We start from the raw sequence: 17,036 nt of genomic DNA on the forward strand, positions 1-17,036 counted from the left end.
TTTATATTAATGTTTTTAAATATTTGTATTTAAATTGTTAATACATTGAAAGATTTACCCGGTGATTTAATGGAATTCATTGATTTATTGCTCAAAAGAAGAAGTGTTCGTAAATACAGCGGAGAAGATGTTTTAAGAAAGGATTTGGACAAAATATTGCAGGCAGGGCTTTTGGCTCCAACCAGCAGAAACAGAAAACCATGCAATTTTTTAATTGTGGAAAATAAAGAAACCCTCAAAAAACTATCCAAATCTAAAAAGACAGGGGCTGAAATGTTGGCAAATTCAAGCAAGGCAATAGTTGTGGTTGCAAATACTTTAATTTCAGACACCTGGATTGAGGACTCTTCAATAGCCCTCGGTTATATGCATCTGATGGCTGCAAGCCTGGATGTCGGCAGCTGTTGGGTTCAAATTCACCTAAGGCAAACTGCCGATGGTGAAGATTCCGAAAAAGTAGTTAAAGACATTATTGGCGTTGATGACTATTTCAGAGTTGTCGGAATACTTGCACTAGGAATGCCTGAAGGTGAAGTCAAGCCGCATACCCTTGAAGATATGGATAAAAGTAGAATTCACTTTTTGGTGTAATTTTACTTTCTAATCTTCTTTTAGTTCATTTAAAACAAAATCAGTTGTTTCTTTAACAACATTAGCAGCTTCAAAAAACTTTTCCTTTTCATAATCGTTCATATGAATTGGCACAATCATGGCTATTCCCTTTTTCGATAAAACAACCGGAACACCTAATGAAACATCACTGACACCCTCAATTTGACCATCAAGATAAGTGCTTACAGTTAAAATCTTATGGCTATCAGTAATGACTGTGGAAATTAAGTTTGAAATTGCAAATGCCGGACCATATTCCGTAGCGCCTTTCTTACTGATAATGGTATTTCCTGCATTCTTAAGCCTTTTGATAAGTCTCATTACATCAATATCAACTTCTCGAATAAAATACTTTAAAGGAATACCTCCTATTGTTGTCGAACTTAAAAGCGGAACCATATGGTCTCCATGTTCGCCAATAACCCTGGTATGAACCTCTGAACTGTTAATGTTTAAATAGTTGGATATATATGCTTTTAATCTTAAAGAATCCAAGTGGTTGCCGATTCCGATAACTCTCTTTTTATCAAAACCGGAATATTCCAATGCCACTGTTGTCATTATATCAACTGGATTAGTTGCAACCAAGATGATTGAATCCGGCGCGTGAAGAGCTATTTGTTTTGCATAAGCCCTCACTATTTTTGCATTCGGAAGAGCTAAATCACGTCTGTTCATTCCTTCTTGTCTTGGAGTGCCCGCAGCAATTAATACAATAGCAGAACCATGAATATCATTAAAATCAGAAGTAGGAGTTAATGTACAGTCAATATCCTCCGCAGCCAAAGCATCATACATATCGAATGTTTCACCTCTGGCTTTTTCCACACTTTGAGGCCTTGCATATAAAACTATCTCATCAACTGTATCGGCTCTTGCTAATGTAAATGCGACATTCTTTCCTATAATACCAGTTGATCCTAAAATACTTACCTTTACCATATTTTTAATTTGTAAATTATTCTATAAAAAACTTTAATAAAATTTCAATTATTTACTATTAGAAAACATTTTTCTAATAATGAAAAAATAAACTCCATATAAAAATTATTGAGAAAAAATAAACAAAATAATTAAATATTATAAAAGCATTAACTAAATTTAACAAGTTTATAGGAGAAAAAAATTATGGATTACATTCTCGTTCTTGCTAAAGTATATCCTAAATCAGGTTGTAAAGATACAGTCATTGAATTGTCAGATGATTTGATAGAAAATACTCTTTGTGAAGAAGGAAATATTGATTATCAGTTGTTGAAATCTTTAAATGACAATACATTAACATTTATTGAAAAATGGCAATCATTGGATGCGTTGAAAGAACATATGGCCTCATCTCACTTCCAATTGTTTGGCAGTGAAACCGAAGATTTCGTGGAAAAGATGGATATTCAAGTTATAGGTGCTGAAGATTTAAACCTATAATCTCCCTATTTTTTAATCTATTACTTTTTTTAAAGCGTTTGAAGCTGCTTTTGAAAGCAAATCATTTTCATATAATTCTCTTATCTCTTCTTTTGCAAACCATTTAAAATCGTCATGTTCCTCACTTATATTGACTTCATCAATTTCAGCAGTTACTTTCATGATGAGCTGTATGGATTTTACCTGCTCATTTGTCTTGCATGCAGTATAGTCATTCTGAATAGCATTAAAAAGGGACTCGATTGTAATTTCAAGACCTGTCTCTTCTAAAAATTCTCTTCTAAGTGCATCGTCAAAAAATTCTCCTTTTTTGACCTTGCCTCCCGGAATTTCCCATTTGTTTGCATCGTGGCCGGATTTTGATCTTACTTTAAGAAGCAAAATCTTATCATCCGCTTCACAGATTCCCCGAACGGACAATCCCCACATGTCTTTTCTCATAAAACAACCTATCTTAAAATATTTTATCAATATATTTGAAAATTAGTTTACAGTAATGCAGTCATTTGGACAAATCGCCATGCATACCTTACAGCTTTTACAAACCTGAGGGTCCCTGACAGATGAAATGCCATCTACAATAATAAGCACATTATTGGGACATGCAATAGAGCATTTCTCACATCCCCCACAATCATCAGTATTGATATCAATGTGAGATTCAACAACTTCTTCAGTTTTGTCTTCCTTATTTCTTCTAAAAAAAGAACCTAAACCCATTTTAATCAAAAAAAATTAAAAAAAAAAGTTTTAAGTTAATTTAAAACTTTTTGCCAAGTTCATATGCTTCTTTCAATTTATCAGCTTGCTCTTCTGCAACAATTCCAGCAGGTCCGGCGCTTCCTGCATCCACATGACCGATAACCTCATATCCCATGAAGGTAAACGGTGAAAATTTAGTCAATTCAATGTAGTCTGCATATGTTCCTTCAGGTTGGTTTTCAGTGAAAATTAAAGCGGCCTTTCCGGATAAGCTTTTATCTGGATTTTGACCAATACTATAGAATCTGTCAATTATTAACTTGCCCTGAGCAGACATTTGACCATAATAAATTGGAGTTGCAAATATTACGCCATCTGCAGCAACCAAATCATTTAAAATCTTGTTTCCGTCATCATCACGGACACATTCCGGATGTTCAGCACAGTACATGCATGCTTTACATGGGGCGATGTCTTCACCTTCAAGGTAGTATTTGACTACTTCTCCGCCATTTTCCTCAATTCCCTTAATCATTTCATCCATCAATACATCACAATTTCCGCCTTTACGTGGACTAGCTTGAAGTGCTATAATTTTCATTTATTTCTCTCCAAATAATTTGATAATAATAGTTTATCTAAAAAAATATATAAATATTATTTTAATGATTAAATTAATTATATATACTTAAAAATCAAATAAAGTAATAAGGTGAAGATTTATGAAAAAGCTATATGCTTTACTTATAATTCTAATTGTTATTTATGTAGGTATCAATGTTGGTGTTAACGGATTTAATATTACTTCCCCACAAACAAATGAAACTGTAGTTAGTGAAAATGCATTTCCAAGTCTTGATAGCAACTTTACAATGATCCCAATAAATAATACTTCCGCTAGATATGTTGATAACAATACCGGTGTAAATATTCTTGTTCAAACAATTAACCCCACAGAGAATCTTTCAACAATCTATAATAATTTAGCTAACGGAAGCTCCTATACTTCCAGCCAGCAAATTGATCAGAATGGAGTAACTGCTTATTTCTTATATCAAGAGGGTCTTGAAAGTTACAATACTGACATCTATTTCAATAAGAATGGTCAAAGTTACAAGATTAGTGGATACAACACAACTTATGAAAACAGTGACTATTTCATTAACCATTGTAAACAGATTATTGATACAATTTAATAAAATTAATTTAATGAGAGTTTAATCTCTCAAAACCTATTTTTTTAACTTCAAAAATTATTTTAAAAACTTTTTACAAAAACTATTTTATGAAATTATCAAAATCAAAAGTTAATTCATATCTCAAGTGTCCTTTAGAGTTTAAATTTCAGTATATTGATGAGATCGAAGTTCCTGAAAACAAATATATGGCTCTTGGAAGTGATGTCCATTTGATTGCTGAGAAGTTTACAGAAAAGTTCGGTGATGACATTTGCGATATTGACACATACAACGAACTTTTAAAAATCGCCCATGATTTGGATATGGAGTATGATTTAACAGCACATATTGATAATTTAAGCACATTTTTTGATGAGATGTTTGTTGAAAATGATTATTCCCTATTTTCAAATGAAGAATATTTGCTTGACGAAGAAAACAGATTCTCTGGAATCTGTGATATTATTTTGGAAGATGAAAACAATGAACTGGTGGTCATTGACTATAAAACCGGCAGATCAAGCTCATTTTCAAAATATCGTCTGGAATTATGTTATTATAAGCTCCTTGTTGAAAATGTATATGACAGAAAGGTTTCTGCAGTAGGGATATTCTTTACAAAAAATGGAAAATTAAGGCTATTGGACGTTTGTGATGAGGACAATAAACGCAAATACCTGAATCAAAATGAAATCAATGAAGCTGTTGACACATTGCGTAAAGTCAGAAAGGACATCAACAATGGGATATTTCCTCGTCGAAGGCAATTCCTATGTAAATACTGCACCTATAGCGATCTTTGTGATGAATATTGAATCTGAAATTATTTACTTGAGACTATTAATTTCATCTATGATTTCTTGAACGTCTTCATCTTGCTTAAACTGATTTAAATAATTCAGACATATTTCAATTCCAGGCAAATTGTCATTTTCATAAAAATACCTTTCAAAATCAGTATAATCAATGCAGCTCATGTTAAATTCCTCATAATAGTTAAGGGGATGATTGAACAAGAAATCATAACCCTCTTCAGTGATTTCATCAGTGAAATAGCCATTATCATTTAAAAACTCATTAATTTTAACCCAATCTATGTTATATGTATTTTCAATGGTTAAAACAGCATAATCAAATTCTATTCCTTCATTGATTAACCTTAAAAACTTATAAGCAACATATCTTATATCCTCTTTAAAATCAGAATTCTGATACTTGATAGTTTCAGACAAGCTGTCAAACATTTCATCTGGATTATATTTTAAGTTTATTCCACAGAAATGGCAAAACTTATCATGATTATCAACTGGCATATTACAGTATTGGCAAACATCACTATGTGATTTAATGGCAGGTTCAGTTGGTTTTTCAAATAGATAAGCCAATCTTATTAACAGTGAATCATTTAAAATCATTCCAGCTTCATATTCCTCTTTGATTTGCTGTTTGATTTTCAATGCATCATCAAAAGTTACATGCGCATCATCAATTAACGATTCGAGATAGGGTGACAACTCATCGTCAGACCCTATAATTTCCTCAAGGGTATATGACTTTAAGGAAAGCTTTCCCTCAAGGTCCAAAACAATTTTCATCAGTTTTTCTTCATCGCTAAACACTTCTTTAATTTTTGAGAGATATTCCCCGTCAATAGATTTTCTTTTCTCCAAACAGTCATAATGATTTATATCGTAATTCAAAGGAGAACTATAAGCAATTAAAGATTTTTCCAAATCTAGAAAATGAATGCTGGCACAGGTATTCAAATCATAAAAATGGGTTGATAATTCCTCTTTTGAATCATAATCAGCGTTTGATATGACATGCTCACCGGGAACAATGAATTCTATTGAACTTGCAACAATATCCCTGCAAATATATTCAGCATAACCATATTTAATTAAAAGTTCAACAATTAATCTTGTTGGCTCCACAATACTCGGCTTATTGTGTTCAACCATTGTTTTTTCGAGTTCCGATAAAAATAGCCTGTTTCCTCTAAATTGAGGCATTACATAGATATTGTTTAAGGCAGCAGTTATAAATTCTCTTGAAAAATCATATGAGCAAAAACCAACAACCCTATTGTCATAGACTATCTCTTTAAATAAACTGCAGTTAGGACTTTTGACATTTAATCCTTCTTCATACATGGATTTCAGAATATAATCATAATTTTCTTTTAAAATATCTAAAACATCAAAATTATTTTCACTTAGATAGATTTTCTGAATATTGTCTTTTCTAAGTAAAAATTCAAAATTATCCATGTAGCATACCCCAAATATTACTTGAAATAATATTTAAATTAACTATATTTAAATTATTCTATTATAGAAAGTTGTTTAGGTTAAAAAAATAATATAATTTGAGTTATCCAAAAAAATATATTCTTAAAGCTATAAATCAATTAATATGAACATTTTAATAGTTGGAGCAGGAGCTGTAGGAATTGGTCTTGCAACATCCGTGAAATCACAGGGCGCAAACATTTCAATTTTTGCAAGAGGAAAAACAGCCACTGCAATTAAGGAAAATGGAATTGAAAGATGCGGACTGTTTACACATTACCGTTTTGATAGTAAAGATATTAATGTATACGAAGATTACGAAAGCATAAAAAGTGATTCATTTGACTATATTTTCATTACAAGCAAAACAACTGCAAATGAAGAAATTGCTCATAATCTAAATGAAAATAAAAGAATATTAAAGGAAAACGGAAAAATAATTATTTTCCAAAACGGATTTGGAAACGATGAATATTATCTGAAATACTTTTCCAAAAAGGAAGTCTTCTCAGCCCGTGTGATTACAGGCTTTACACGTCCTCAAAGAAATATCAGTGAAGTGACAGTATATACCGAACCTATTTTAATTGGATCTCTGCAGCATGAAAATCCGAAATGTCTTCAGGAAATAGCTGACATGATAACCAATTCAGGAATCAGATGTGAACTCACTAACGAATTGGACAGATACTTATGGGCAAAAATGCTTTATAACTGTGCACTCAATCCTTTGGGAGCCATACTTGACGTAAACTATGGAAAATTAACCGAAAACGAATATTCAAAACAGATAATGGACAATATAATAGATGAAATATTTGATGTCATCAAGGCATCAGGATACTCAACACTTTGGAATACGGCAAATGAGTACAAAGAGGTATTCTATTCAAAGCTAGTTCCGGATACATATGGACATTACTCATCAACACACCAAGATATCCAAAGGGAAATTAAAACCGAAATTGAATCTCTGAATGGTAAGGTTATAGAACTGGGAGAAAAAAATAATGTTGATGTCAGTACAAATAGAATCATCTATAATCTAATCAAATCTATTGAAAATGAGTTTAAATAACCAATATTATACTAAACCTTTATATATGTTGAAAATTAAAATAGTATTGTTCATATTGTTATATACTATTTTTTTATAATATGAACAATGGTGATGGTTGAAATGAGCATTCGTTTGTATTCCTTTAGTGGTGTTTAGGAAGAGAATGTTCATTTGTTTTTAAAACTTATTTTATAATTATATTTCAGTGATATTATGAGCGAACTTAAAGAATTAGTGGAAAAATTTATTGAAATTGATGACGATTTGAATGAAAAAATCGAAAATGCTTTGGATGAAAATGATGAACTCGACGACTCCTTTGAAGATGATAACAAGGAACAACTTGAACAGTTAGGTGAAATCTACCATGAAATCGAACACCAAGTATTCCATGAAGAATTCATCGTCGTATTGAATGCGAACAGTGAAGATAAGGAAATTGTAGCATTAATCATTAGTGAAGAAGATGAAGAAAAAGAAGAATTTGTCATTCCTGTTTATACTGATGAAGCGGAAGCTGATGAAGCTATTGAAGTTTTTAAAGAGCAATTCGGAGAAAATGAATTTATCTGCGATAAGCAAATAGGCAATGAAATCATTAGCGATTATGCTGAAGATGAAGGATTTATTGGCCTTGCAATCAATGCACCACAATGGGATTTCGTTATCGGTGGTGAAGACGTTCACGATTGTTGTGAGTAAATATGAACCCTAAAGATTATGAAGATTATCAAAAAAACAATGTGAAAGCTTCCAAAAGCCAGCTTAAAGACTATATCCAAATCTATGCGGATATGGCTAAAAAGCTTAAAACCGAAGATGCAGTTGAGCTTGAAGCTGTTAAGGCAAACATCAAAAATACATATCCCAAAGAGATTTACTTTACTTTGGTTGATGAAATAGACAGACCAGTTAAACTAACTCTAACTGAGGCAAGCAAGGAATATATCATCCCAATATTTACAGACATTAGGGAATATGCTGTTGGAAGCGCTAAAATATCTGGCTTATTTTTAGATAAATTGGAAATGAAAGTTTTAACTCCAGAGGATATTTCTAAAATGGCTGATGAGGATGAGCATTTCCAAGGTTTTGTAATAAATCCGCATTCACAAAACTTCAATATGGACAGAAACGGAAATTTTTAGAATTCATTATCTTTTAGATGCTATAATCATTCTTGGCATATGGTGCAAAGGCAATTCTATTTTTAAATCCAAAGACTTAATTAAGGCTTCTGCACCAACTCTTGAATTAGGCATGAATTCATAAGTTGTCTTTGGAACAATGATCAAACCGCCTACTTTAACTTTATCCAAGATTTCCAAAAATATACTTACAGTACCATAATCCTGTATATCTAATAAACTTTTGTTTAAATTAACAATGACACAATCAAATTTTCCGTTAAGCTCTTTTATATTTTCAGGACTCACTTGCAATATATTTAAATCTTCAAACACATTGTCTGTAACCAATAATCCTGTTCCATATGTAGTAGCCTGATTACATAGAGATTCAATGTCCCTATAAATTTCATCCTGCTCAACAGGAATTTCGTTGTCATCTTCTTCACTCAATACCAATTGAAAGGCTTTTCTTTCAATATCACGTAAAAGATTAACATCTTTATAAACCTGATATGGATCTTCATGAACTAAATAAACATCCCCACAGCTTGTTTCCAGGTCTTGTGTTTTTAAAAATGGTTGAACCTCGGTTATTTGAGTAATCATGGTTTTATAATGACTTTTTAATTTGGTGCTGATATTTTCAATTGGTGCAGACTTGGCAATCATATCCTTTGGAACAATGAAAGATTTGATGACCCCCTTGGCAAATAGCTCATATTTCTTTTTTCGTTCATGATTAAATTTATCCGGATTTAAATAGGAATCCAGACAACTGTCGGTTTCATGCTGACCGGAAATCTTATCTAAAAAATTTGCCTCCAAATTACCTCCATGCGGCCTGCAATTCACCTCAATTAAAACAGGCCCATTTTCATCAACCATATACTCTCCATGAACTGGACCATATTGAATTCCTAAAGCATCGCAAACATCATATGCATATTCTACAAGTTCTGATTCGCCAAGAGACAATTCATCAACAGTTTCATCATAATCATAAATATGGCCCCCTTCAGATGTATTTACCTTATTATACTTCCAGATTGTAGTTACACGATGAATGCCCTTGCAGGATACAGTATTTACCACATATTCCACACCATCAATAAATTCCTGAATTAATATGCCATTTATATCATTTCCATAAACACCCTTCAATGAAAACAATTCATCAATATCCCTAATCATCTCCTGTTTATTCATACAAATCTTAACACCAACAGATGCCGCACTGTAAACAGGTTTTACAACAACTTTTTTCAAGCCTTCCCTTTCATAATAATCAATGGCTTCCTCCACTGATTTGACAACGCTTCCCTTAATGTAGCGAAGACCGTTTTCAGCCAATCTATTATGCATTTCATCTTTTAAAGTCATCGCATCAATATTTTCAATAGGATTGCATAAAAGATTCAAATCATTGGATAATTTGGTAGCCAGTATGACCCCTTCTTCAGTTCCGGGAACAATCAATAATGGATCATATGCCTTAACCATTTCAAGTGTTTCTTCATAGGAATCCTTTTCATAAATCAACTCAAAATCATTATCTATTAAATCATAGCAACTTCTAACTTCTTCGAGGTAATGCCTTGCTTCATCGGAGTCATTTTGAAGCTTCAATTCCAAAATAATGGGATTGTGATTTCTATCGATAATGTCTTGAACATAATTAATACCCGTTGACATGCATTGAACAATGATTATATTACTCATGATTATCACTTATTTGGAAATATTTAAGAATGAAATAATATTAATTTATTTTCTTTTTAATTTTTAATTGTAATTACAGTATTGTTTAAACCTAAAATTTGAGAAAACTCTATATCATCGGCTATTTCATTTAATTTTGAAATATATCCAGAGTCTAAATCAATATTCTCCTTTGGATTGTAGCTAATTCCAGAATTTTTAATTGAAATTCTTATAGAATCATCTTTTTCACGAATTATTATATCAATGAAATCCACCTTTTCGTTTGCATCAATAATATAAAATACAATATCCTCAATAGCCGAACTTACATTATAGGCAAATCTGGAATCAGATAAAAACTTTTTAACCTCCCCTGATAAGTTAATGGCATCCTCTTTACTTCCCTCAATTGTAAATTCAAACCTGCGCTCATTATCATCATAACGTCTATTCAGGAAGAATCCAGAATATTCGCCCTCTGTCTTTCGGGCAACATATTTGGAATATATGAAAATGAACAATAATGTCAATATTTCAGCCGCTGCGAATGAAATCCAAAAGCCGTTCACGCCAAAGAGGCCTGACAATACATATGCTAAAATCACAGGAAGAATAAATCCTTCAAGAAGTATGATTAAATTCGCCAATTTATTAAACTCCACGGACTGGGCATAGAATAAATACATGTAATTTATGCTGAATCCTAAAATACTTAAAGAAAATATTCTAATAACATTCAACACCGTAGGAATATAATTTGGATTGGTTACATTGAATATGAACAATACTGTTTGCGGGAAAATTAAAAACAGCAACGTGAAGAATATTCCGAATGCAAGAACTATCTTTAGGGACTTACCGACAACATACTTTACACCATTATAATCCTCTTCATTATAATAAACCGTTACAATAGGCAAAAGTGCCTGAGAAGTGCCTAGAATGAATATTTCCACCAAAAATAAAGTGTTCTGACACATGTTCAATGCTGAAAGACCAAGTTCTGCCAAATATATGCTTATCAATGCATTCAAAAATAAAAATTTTAACGCTATATACAAAGGTATTGAAGAAATTGAGAATCCCGCTTTACAAATACCTGCCAAATAGCCTGTTAGCTGTGAAAATTTTACTTTAATAAATTTTAATGACCTTTGAGGATTGAAGAAATATATGGTGATATAAATTGCCGATGCAACTGAACCTAAAGTGAGTGCAAGTCCCGCACCTGAAATTCCCAAGTTTAAAAACTTCATAAATACTACATCAAGGATCATATTTAGGAGATTGCAAATTAAAAAAGCATTGAATTGTAGTTTAATAAAACCATCTGTTTTAACGAAATAAGATAAACATGCCATATATGACATGAATAAAAATCCAGGAATGACCATGTAATAATATTGACTGATAAGAGGTTTCAAGAGATTTGAACCTGATAACGACCCAATTATGAAATCTGGAAAAACATAACAGAACAATGTCAGACATAAAATGGCGATTAGCGTAGTTACAATTGAAATCGTAAATATTGCATTTGCCTTGTCATCATCAAAATCCGTTTTTGCACCTGTACATAAAATACTGCCGCCTATTCCCATCATCCAATAGATTACATTTTCAAAAGACAACAAAGGTTGCATGCTTTGAACAACAGACAAATATATGGGTCCCATAAAAAGGCTAATGAAAAATGCATCTACAATAATTGCAAAATTGCCTGCAATTGATGCCATCAATGTTGGAAAAAACAATTTTTTGAAGTTCTTATTCAATAGCTTAAAATTTCTCTCATATACCATTATTTTCTTCAGTCTCGCATTTTTTTCTTGATTAAAAACATACTTCAAAACTATATTTGACTTGAGAATATAAAAATATTATTTAAATATGAAAAGATTAAATTTTAAAAAAAAAGCGACTAAAAATTAGAATTATTATACGTTAATAGAAAAAAATTGGAAATCGATTAGCACTCTTCTTCATCAATTTCCTCATCATCAACAACATCATCAGAATAGTATTTGTATCTGTAAGACATTTTAAACCCGGACATCACTTCACGTTTAGGTCTTCTTTTACGTCTTATAACAGGAGCATGTGAATCCTTAAACTCCTTTTGATGAGATTTAATCAAATTTTTATTTTCACGGTAATATGTAGCATTTTTATGGCGAGTGTGCGGTGCATTATACATCCTTTTTCTAAGTAATCGCCTGCTACTTGTAACACGCCTTATCACAAAAATCACTTATCTGTTTCTATTTCTATTTTTTGTAGCGGATTTATCTAAAGTAGCTTGAATTTCATCAATTCTCTCAACAACCACTTTAATAGCTTGTTCTCCTTGACGAGTAGGATTTATACCTTGTTCAACAAGCAATGCATCCCTAATATCTCTTAGCCTATCGATAGAATCGATTTTCATAATGGTACTGTAAAACATTGACTAATTCCTCCTATATAAAATATATTTTTCATTATAAAAAAGGTTTATGATGGAAATTCGTTTTCCAAACTATTTAAAAAATTTAAATAATAATAAAAAAGAATTATTAATCATGTTCACTAAACAGCAAGTCATTTACCTGGCAGGAGGATGCTTTTGGGGTGTTGAGGCATTCGTCTCAAGGCTGAAAGGAGTTAACCAAACTGAAGTAGGGTATGCCAATGGTCATGATTTGGCTCCAAGTTATGAAAAGGTATGCACTGGTAAAACCGGGCATGCAGAATGTGTTAAAGTAACCTATAATCCAGAAATTATCAGTTTAAAGGAAATTTTAGATAATTATTACAGAATTATTGACCCATTTACACTAAACCGTCAAGGCAATGATATCGGATCACAGTACAGGACTGGAGTGTATTGGCAGGAAGACAGTCAAAAGGAATGTGTTTTAAAGTTTTTTGCAAAAAAGCAATATGAAAATGAGAAAAAAATTGTTGTTGAAGTAGGACCCATTCATTGCTTTTATCCGGCGGAAGCCTATCATCAAAAATACTTGGAAAGAAATCCGCAGGGCTATTGTCATGTTGATTTAAATTTAATAAACTGTGAAGAATTCGACCACTTGACCAAACAAGAGTATGAAATAACACAGCTTGCTATGACAGAACCACCTTTTAGTGGAAAATATGATGACTTTTTTGAAGATGGTGTGTATGTGGATGTTGTAAATGGTGAAGTTCTGTTCTCTTCACAGGACAAATTCGACTCCGGATGCGGGTGGCCAGCATTTTCAAAACCGATATCTGAAGATGCAATAACATTAAACAGAGATTTTTCATACGGCTCAACAAGGGTTGAAGTAAGAAGCGCCAAAGCCAATTCCCATTTGGGTCATGTATTCAATGACGGACCCGGCGGAACTAAAAGGTATTGCATAAACTCTGCCGCATTGAAATTTATTCCAAAAGATGAAATTGAAGAATATATTAACAACAAAAACAAAAGTTAGATATGATGAAATTAGAAGAAGTAAAACATCCTGAGCTTAAAAATCATATAAATATGATTTATATGCATAGCGAAAATCAAAATCAGGAAGCTATTGAAAGAACTGAAAACGAAATAAAAGAATATATCTCCGATAAAGAGTTCATAATATCCATTGAAGACAATGAACCCGTAAGAATCCCATATGGCAATGATGGCAAATATATCGTTCCCATCTTTACTGATGCTTTGGAGTATGAAAACGGAATGCAGTATTTCTCATTGAATGTAATGGATGAAAATAAGGAGTATATTATTGAAAAACTGGATTACTTTAAAAAATTAAAAGAAGATCCTAATTTCTTAGGATACTTGGTTAATATTGCAAGAGTAAGTTATATCATCAACATTACTCTTATTTAGCAAACTTTTCCTGAATTTCCAAAACTATTTCTTTGAATCTTTTTGAAACCTCATCATCAGGATTGAGTACTGATATGACAGCATCCTTGTTTGGAGATTCAGAAACTTGCTCTTCAATAGGCAAATCGCCTAAATATTCAATTTCCATTTCTTCAGCAAAAGCTTCTCCATTACCTTTACCGAATATATGAAGTTTTTCTCCACAATGAGGACACATATAATAAGCCATATTTTCAATAAGGCCTATTTTCTTAATATTCATCATGCCAACCATCTTAACGCATTTTAAAACGTCCTCTTGAGATACGACATTAGGAGTTGTTACCATAATCACAGCATCTGCATCAGGAATGGTTTGCAATACTGTTAATGGTTCGTCACCGGTTCCAGGCGGGTTATCAATAATCAGATAATCAAGTTCACCCCAATTAACATCAGAAATCAATTGCTTGATAGCTCCTGTTTTTTGAGGTCCTCTCCAAATGATAGGAGTATCAATACTTTCCAAAAGGAAAGCCATTGACATTACTTTTAGACCGCTAGGCAACTCTACAGGAAACATGGAGTATTTGTATTCTTCCTGTTTTGCCTTGATATATTCCGCTTTTTCTTCATCATTTGCAAATGTTTCCTTAGCTAAACCCGCTTCGGTAATTTCTTTAAACACTTCAAACTGATGGTTGCTGAATGCTTCGCCATATAACTCTATGCCCAACATTTTAGGTATGTTAGGTCCATGAATATCAGCATCCAAAATACCAGTCTTCAAGCCTAAGCTTTGCAAGGTTTCGGCAATATTAGCCGCTACAGTAGATTTTCCAACTCCTCCTTTTCCACTCATGACGACTATCTTATGCTTAATTTTGCCTAAATTTTTAGCTAATCTTAACTCTTGTGCAATCATTTCTCTTTGTTGTTCGGGAGTCATCTGACCTCCGTGACCGTGATGTCCGTGTCCATGTTCCGGCATTTTATCATCTCCAAAATTATTAATTAGTTAAACTTTTTACTTACCTCTTCAACAGCAAGGATTAATGGGTCTGTAACCATTGAAACTGGCGGAGCATATGCAAATTCCATATTGCTTAAATCAAAGCAGGTTAAACCTTCTGTAATAGCCAGAGTCATTGTATCAATTCTTTCAGCAACCCTTTCTTCAGCAATAATTTGACAGCCAATGATAGTTCCATTTCCATCACAAATAACCTTAATATCCATTGGTTTTGCATTAGGATAGTAGCGAGCTCTTGTAAGCGCTTGAACTTTCTGCACAACTGGTCTGATTCTATTCTGTTGAGCAAAACCGGTAGTGTATCCAACAGCACCAAATTCCAATTTGCCAACTTTTGAAACCATTGAATTTAAAACTGGGTTAAATTTAGATTTTTTACCGCAGATTGTACGGGCTAAAGTTTTTGATTCCCTTACAGCAGTAGTACCCAATTGTGAAATAGTATTAGAACCTAAAATCAAATCTTTTGATTCTACACAATCTCCAACAGCATACACATCTTCTACTGAAGTTTCCATTCTGTCATTTACAAGAATAGCCCATCTTCCAATTTCACAGCCTGCCATTCTAGCCAAATCCAACTCTGCCCTTACACCAGTTGCCATGATTACCATATCAGCGTCATAAATGTCCTCATCACCAAAGCATGCCCTTTCCACTTTTCCATCACCAATTAATTTAGTGATTGGTTTTCCTAAGACAACCTGTATGCCTTCCTGTTCGAGATATTGAACCAATATATCTGACATATCCTTATCTAAAGATCTTGGGACAATTTGAGGCAACATTTCACTTAAAATTACATTCAAACCTTGTTTTTTAAGAGCAAATGCAATTTCAATACCTATCAAACCGGCACCAGTTACAATAGCGCTTTTAGCCTCTTTCATAGCTTCCTGAACCTTGATACCATCATCGATATTGCGTATTCTATATACTCCATCCAAATCAACTCCTTCCATAGGAGGGACAAATGGGTTGCCTCCAGTAGCCAATACCAATTTATCATAATCCATGACAACTTCTTTACCTTCTTTTTCATAGGTTACTGTTTTTTTAGTTGAATCTACTGCAGTTACTTCTGCTTCTGTGATTACATCAATGCCCTTATTCTTATAATCTTCAGGAGTTCTCATTATGATATCATCAAAAGATTCAATTGTACCAGATAATACATAAGGAATAGCGCATGGAGAGTATGCTACCTTATTATCTCTTGTGAGAACTGTAATTTCTATTTCTTTATCAAGTTTACGAATATTGGAAGCTGTAGAGATACCTCCAGCTCCACCACCTACTATTACTACTTTCATTATAACAAAACCATCTATGATTTATAACAATAATATTTATTATTGAATACATATAAAAAACTAACTATTTAACAAGATTAGGTTAAAAAATGAGAGAAATTGAATTTAATTTAGATGAAAATCCGTTTATTGATATTTTAACATCAAGATACTCGATGTCTGCAAGAGTTAACGTTAAGAAATTATGGGATTTTACTCATGAAAATGACAAATCCTTTTTCGTGATGAGCTTAGGTTGTTTAATGAATGCTGTAAACAGTGTTCCTCAGCTTAAAAGAAGAATCATCAATGATAAAGCTATTGAATTTGACTATCTGGAAGGAACATGCCCCATAATGGATGAAAATAATGACATTTACCGTGAAATGCGTGTTGAAACTCCACAAAACTTCAGCGATATTTTCAAATGGCATGACTATGTTAAGGACCTTTCATCCAAGATATTACGTGATGAATCTGAAGCTTTTAATCTGGAGATGCATTTAAGAGACTTTGAAAACATTGCTAACTTTTCATGCATTCCGTGGGTGGATTTTGACACTTTGACCACCTGTATCGTTAGTCATAATCAGATTCAGCCTTTAATAACCTGGGGCAAAGTGAATGATGATTATGAAATGAGTGTGGCCATAACTGTCAATCACATCTTTGTCAATGGTCGAGAACTTGGAATATTTTATCAAAATCTCCAAAAAGAGTTTGAAAATGAAATATTTGACTAGAATCCCTATCTTAAAATAAAAAAAAGTAAGG

The 17,036-nt window shown here is 32.6% G+C and carries 21 protein-coding genes; 10 read left to right on the plus strand and 11 right to left on the minus strand.

Annotated features, from left to right (window positions below; genetic code table 11):
• Positions 1-69 precede the first annotated feature (69 nt).
• Positions 70-591 carry a nitroreductase family protein gene (locus tag IJI93_RS06990; RefSeq protein ID WP_292821585.1) on the plus strand — a complete coding sequence of 174 codons (522 nt, stop codon included), beginning with the start codon at positions 70-72 and terminating at the stop codon, positions 589-591.
• Between the two features lie 9 nt (positions 592-600).
• Here IJI93_RS06990 and IJI93_RS06995 read toward each other — a convergent pair whose 3' ends face one another.
• Complete coding sequence (locus IJI93_RS06995; RefSeq protein WP_292821587.1) at positions 601-1,554, minus strand: malate dehydrogenase; 954 nt, start codon at positions 1,552-1,554, stop codon at positions 601-603.
• Between the two features lie 186 nt (positions 1,555-1,740).
• Between IJI93_RS06995 and IJI93_RS07000 the strand changes: the two genes are divergently transcribed.
• Complete coding sequence (locus tag IJI93_RS07000; RefSeq protein WP_292821589.1) at positions 1,741-2,037, plus strand: putative quinol monooxygenase; 297 nt, start codon at positions 1,741-1,743, stop codon at positions 2,035-2,037.
• 12 nt (positions 2,038-2,049) lie between these two features.
• Here IJI93_RS07000 and IJI93_RS07005 read toward each other — a convergent pair whose 3' ends face one another.
• Genes IJI93_RS07005 through IJI93_RS07015 form a run of 3 tightly spaced genes read right to left on the minus strand, consistent with a single transcriptional unit; the run spans position 2,050 to position 3,340 of the window.
• On the minus strand, positions 2,050-2,478 hold the full coding sequence (locus tag IJI93_RS07005) for an NUDIX domain-containing protein (protein WP_292821591.1): 429 nt from the start codon (positions 2,476-2,478) through the stop codon (positions 2,050-2,052).
• Between the two features lie 42 nt (positions 2,479-2,520).
• Entirely contained in the window at positions 2,521-2,757 is a 237-nt protein-coding gene (locus IJI93_RS07010) for an ATP-binding protein (protein WP_292821593.1), read from the minus strand.
• A gap of 40 nt (positions 2,758-2,797) precedes the next feature.
• On the minus strand, positions 2,798-3,340 hold the full coding sequence (locus IJI93_RS07015) for a flavodoxin family protein (protein WP_292821595.1): 543 nt from the start codon (positions 3,338-3,340) through the stop codon (positions 2,798-2,800).
• A 121-nt stretch (positions 3,341-3,461) separates the two neighbouring features.
• On the opposite strand from IJI93_RS07015, the gene IJI93_RS07020 reads away from it, so the two are divergent.
• Together IJI93_RS07020 and IJI93_RS07025 are read left to right on the plus strand one after the other, a co-directional pair.
• Positions 3,462-3,935 (plus strand): hypothetical protein, encoded by a 474-nt coding sequence (locus tag IJI93_RS07020; protein ID WP_292821597.1) that lies wholly within the window; start codon positions 3,462-3,464, stop codon positions 3,933-3,935.
• Positions 3,936-4,024: 89 nt separating this feature from the next.
• Positions 4,025-4,732 carry a PD-(D/E)XK nuclease family protein gene (locus tag IJI93_RS07025; protein WP_292821599.1) on the plus strand — a complete coding sequence of 236 codons (708 nt, stop codon included), beginning with the start codon at positions 4,025-4,027 and terminating at the stop codon, positions 4,730-4,732.
• A 12-nt stretch (positions 4,733-4,744) separates the two neighbouring features.
• Here IJI93_RS07025 and IJI93_RS07030 read toward each other — a convergent pair whose 3' ends face one another.
• Entirely contained in the window at positions 4,745-6,187 is a 1,443-nt protein-coding gene (locus IJI93_RS07030; protein ID WP_292821601.1) for a GNAT family N-acetyltransferase, read from the minus strand.
• Between the two features lie 145 nt (positions 6,188-6,332).
• On the opposite strand from IJI93_RS07030, the gene IJI93_RS07035 reads away from it, so the two are divergent.
• The 3 genes from IJI93_RS07035 to IJI93_RS07045 all read left to right on the plus strand — a co-directional run bounded on the left by IJI93_RS07035 (position 6,333) and on the right by IJI93_RS07045 (position 8,416).
• Positions 6,333-7,286 carry a ketopantoate reductase family protein gene (locus tag IJI93_RS07035; RefSeq protein ID WP_292821603.1) on the plus strand — a complete coding sequence of 318 codons (954 nt, stop codon included), beginning with the start codon at positions 6,333-6,335 and terminating at the stop codon, positions 7,284-7,286.
• A gap of 195 nt (positions 7,287-7,481) precedes the next feature.
• Complete coding sequence (locus IJI93_RS07040; RefSeq protein WP_292821605.1) at positions 7,482-7,970, plus strand: hypothetical protein; 489 nt, start codon at positions 7,482-7,484, stop codon at positions 7,968-7,970.
• A 2-nt stretch (positions 7,971-7,972) separates the two neighbouring features.
• Positions 7,973-8,416, plus strand: a complete 444-nt coding sequence (locus IJI93_RS07045; protein ID WP_292821607.1) for a hypothetical protein — start codon at positions 7,973-7,975, stop codon at positions 8,414-8,416.
• Positions 8,417-8,422: 6 nt separating this feature from the next.
• Here IJI93_RS07045 and IJI93_RS07050 read toward each other — a convergent pair whose 3' ends face one another.
• The 4 genes from IJI93_RS07050 to IJI93_RS07065 form a co-directional block, all read right to left on the minus strand.
• Positions 8,423-10,117: an ATP-grasp domain-containing protein gene (locus IJI93_RS07050; protein WP_292821608.1), complete on the minus strand. Its 1,695-nt coding sequence runs from the start codon at positions 10,115-10,117 to the stop codon at positions 8,423-8,425.
• Between the two features lie 56 nt (positions 10,118-10,173).
• Entirely contained in the window at positions 10,174-11,901 is a 1,728-nt protein-coding gene (locus IJI93_RS07055) for an MATE family efflux transporter (protein WP_292821610.1), read from the minus strand.
• A 167-nt stretch (positions 11,902-12,068) separates the two neighbouring features.
• On the minus strand, positions 12,069-12,350 hold the full coding sequence (locus tag IJI93_RS07060) for a hypothetical protein (RefSeq protein ID WP_292821612.1): 282 nt from the start codon (positions 12,348-12,350) through the stop codon (positions 12,069-12,071).
• Positions 12,351-12,545 carry a hypothetical protein gene (locus IJI93_RS07065; protein WP_292821614.1) on the minus strand — a complete coding sequence of 65 codons (195 nt, stop codon included), beginning with the start codon at positions 12,543-12,545 and terminating at the stop codon, positions 12,351-12,353. It lies immediately after the preceding gene.
• Positions 12,546-12,660: 115 nt separating this feature from the next.
• On the opposite strand from IJI93_RS07065, the gene msrA reads away from it, so the two are divergent.
• Positions 12,661-13,557: a peptide-methionine (S)-S-oxide reductase MsrA gene (gene msrA, locus IJI93_RS07070; RefSeq protein WP_292821615.1), complete on the plus strand. Its 897-nt coding sequence runs from the start codon at positions 12,661-12,663 to the stop codon at positions 13,555-13,557.
• Positions 13,558-13,562: 5 nt separating this feature from the next.
• The gene (locus tag IJI93_RS07075; protein ID WP_292821616.1) at positions 13,563-13,958 is read left to right on the plus strand and encodes a hypothetical protein; all 396 of its coding nucleotides are present in this window, start codon (positions 13,563-13,565) and stop codon (positions 13,956-13,958) included.
• Here IJI93_RS07075 and IJI93_RS07080 read toward each other — a convergent pair.
• Positions 13,951-14,928: an Mrp/NBP35 family ATP-binding protein gene (locus IJI93_RS07080; protein ID WP_292821618.1), complete on the minus strand. Its 978-nt coding sequence runs from the start codon at positions 14,926-14,928 to the stop codon at positions 13,951-13,953. The genes IJI93_RS07075 and IJI93_RS07080 overlap by 8 nt on opposite strands.
• Positions 14,929-14,951: 23 nt before the next feature.
• Complete coding sequence (locus tag IJI93_RS07085) at positions 14,952-16,283, minus strand: FAD-dependent oxidoreductase (RefSeq protein ID WP_292821620.1); 1,332 nt, start codon at positions 16,281-16,283, stop codon at positions 14,952-14,954.
• A gap of 89 nt (positions 16,284-16,372) precedes the next feature.
• Here IJI93_RS07085 and IJI93_RS07090 point away from each other — a divergent pair, with 89 nt between their 5' ends.
• Entirely contained in the window at positions 16,373-17,005 is a 633-nt protein-coding gene (locus IJI93_RS07090) for a CatA-like O-acetyltransferase (protein ID WP_292821621.1), read from the plus strand.
• Positions 17,006-17,036: the final 31 nt, after the last annotated feature.

The organism is Methanobrevibacter sp. (genome assembly GCF_017431965.1).
Lineage (GTDB): Archaea > Methanobacteriota > Methanobacteria > Methanobacteriales > Methanobacteriaceae > Methanocatella.

What these genes read in the sequence shown, in the direction of transcription:
- IJI93_RS06990 (WP_292821585.1), top strand. Translation starts at nt 70, where the DNA reads ATGGAATTCATTGATTTATTGCTCAAAAGAAGAAGTGTTCGTAAATAC.
- IJI93_RS06995 (WP_292821587.1), bottom strand. Translation starts at nt 1,554, where the DNA reads ATGGTAAAGGTAAGTATTTTAGGATCAACTGGTATTATAGGAAAGAAT.
- IJI93_RS07000 (WP_292821589.1), top strand. Translation starts at nt 1,741, where the DNA reads ATGGATTACATTCTCGTTCTTGCTAAAGTATATCCTAAATCAGGTTGT.
- IJI93_RS07005 (WP_292821591.1), bottom strand. Translation starts at nt 2,478, where the DNA reads ATGAGAAAAGACATGTGGGGATTGTCCGTTCGGGGAATCTGTGAAGCG.
- IJI93_RS07010 (WP_292821593.1), bottom strand. Translation starts at nt 2,757, where the DNA reads ATGGGTTTAGGTTCTTTTTTTAGAAGAAATAAGGAAGACAAAACTGAA.
- IJI93_RS07015 (WP_292821595.1), bottom strand. Translation starts at nt 3,340, where the DNA reads ATGAAAATTATAGCACTTCAAGCTAGTCCACGTAAAGGCGGAAATTGT.
- IJI93_RS07020 (WP_292821597.1), top strand. Translation starts at nt 3,462, where the DNA reads ATGAAAAAGCTATATGCTTTACTTATAATTCTAATTGTTATTTATGTA.
- IJI93_RS07025 (WP_292821599.1), top strand. Translation starts at nt 4,025, where the DNA reads ATGAAATTATCAAAATCAAAAGTTAATTCATATCTCAAGTGTCCTTTA.
- IJI93_RS07030 (WP_292821601.1), bottom strand. Translation starts at nt 6,187, where the DNA reads ATGGATAATTTTGAATTTTTACTTAGAAAAGACAATATTCAGAAAATC.
- IJI93_RS07035 (WP_292821603.1), top strand. Translation starts at nt 6,333, where the DNA reads ATGAACATTTTAATAGTTGGAGCAGGAGCTGTAGGAATTGGTCTTGCA.
- IJI93_RS07040 (WP_292821605.1), top strand. Translation starts at nt 7,482, where the DNA reads ATGAGCGAACTTAAAGAATTAGTGGAAAAATTTATTGAAATTGATGAC.
- IJI93_RS07045 (WP_292821607.1), top strand. Translation starts at nt 7,973, where the DNA reads ATGAACCCTAAAGATTATGAAGATTATCAAAAAAACAATGTGAAAGCT.
- IJI93_RS07050 (WP_292821608.1), bottom strand. Translation starts at nt 10,117, where the DNA reads ATGAGTAATATAATCATTGTTCAATGCATGTCAACGGGTATTAATTAT.
- IJI93_RS07055 (WP_292821610.1), bottom strand. Translation starts at nt 11,901, where the DNA reads ATGGTATATGAGAGAAATTTTAAGCTATTGAATAAGAACTTCAAAAAA.
- IJI93_RS07065 (WP_292821614.1), bottom strand. Translation starts at nt 12,545, where the DNA reads ATGTTTTACAGTACCATTATGAAAATCGATTCTATCGATAGGCTAAGA.
- msrA (WP_292821615.1), top strand. Translation starts at nt 12,661, where the DNA reads ATGTTCACTAAACAGCAAGTCATTTACCTGGCAGGAGGATGCTTTTGG.
- IJI93_RS07075 (WP_292821616.1), top strand. Translation starts at nt 13,563, where the DNA reads ATGAAATTAGAAGAAGTAAAACATCCTGAGCTTAAAAATCATATAAAT.
- IJI93_RS07080 (WP_292821618.1), bottom strand. Translation starts at nt 14,928, where the DNA reads ATGCCGGAACATGGACACGGACATCACGGTCACGGAGGTCAGATGACT.
- IJI93_RS07085 (WP_292821620.1), bottom strand. Translation starts at nt 16,283, where the DNA reads ATGAAAGTAGTAATAGTAGGTGGTGGAGCTGGAGGTATCTCTACAGCT.
- IJI93_RS07090 (WP_292821621.1), top strand. Translation starts at nt 16,373, where the DNA reads ATGAGAGAAATTGAATTTAATTTAGATGAAAATCCGTTTATTGATATT.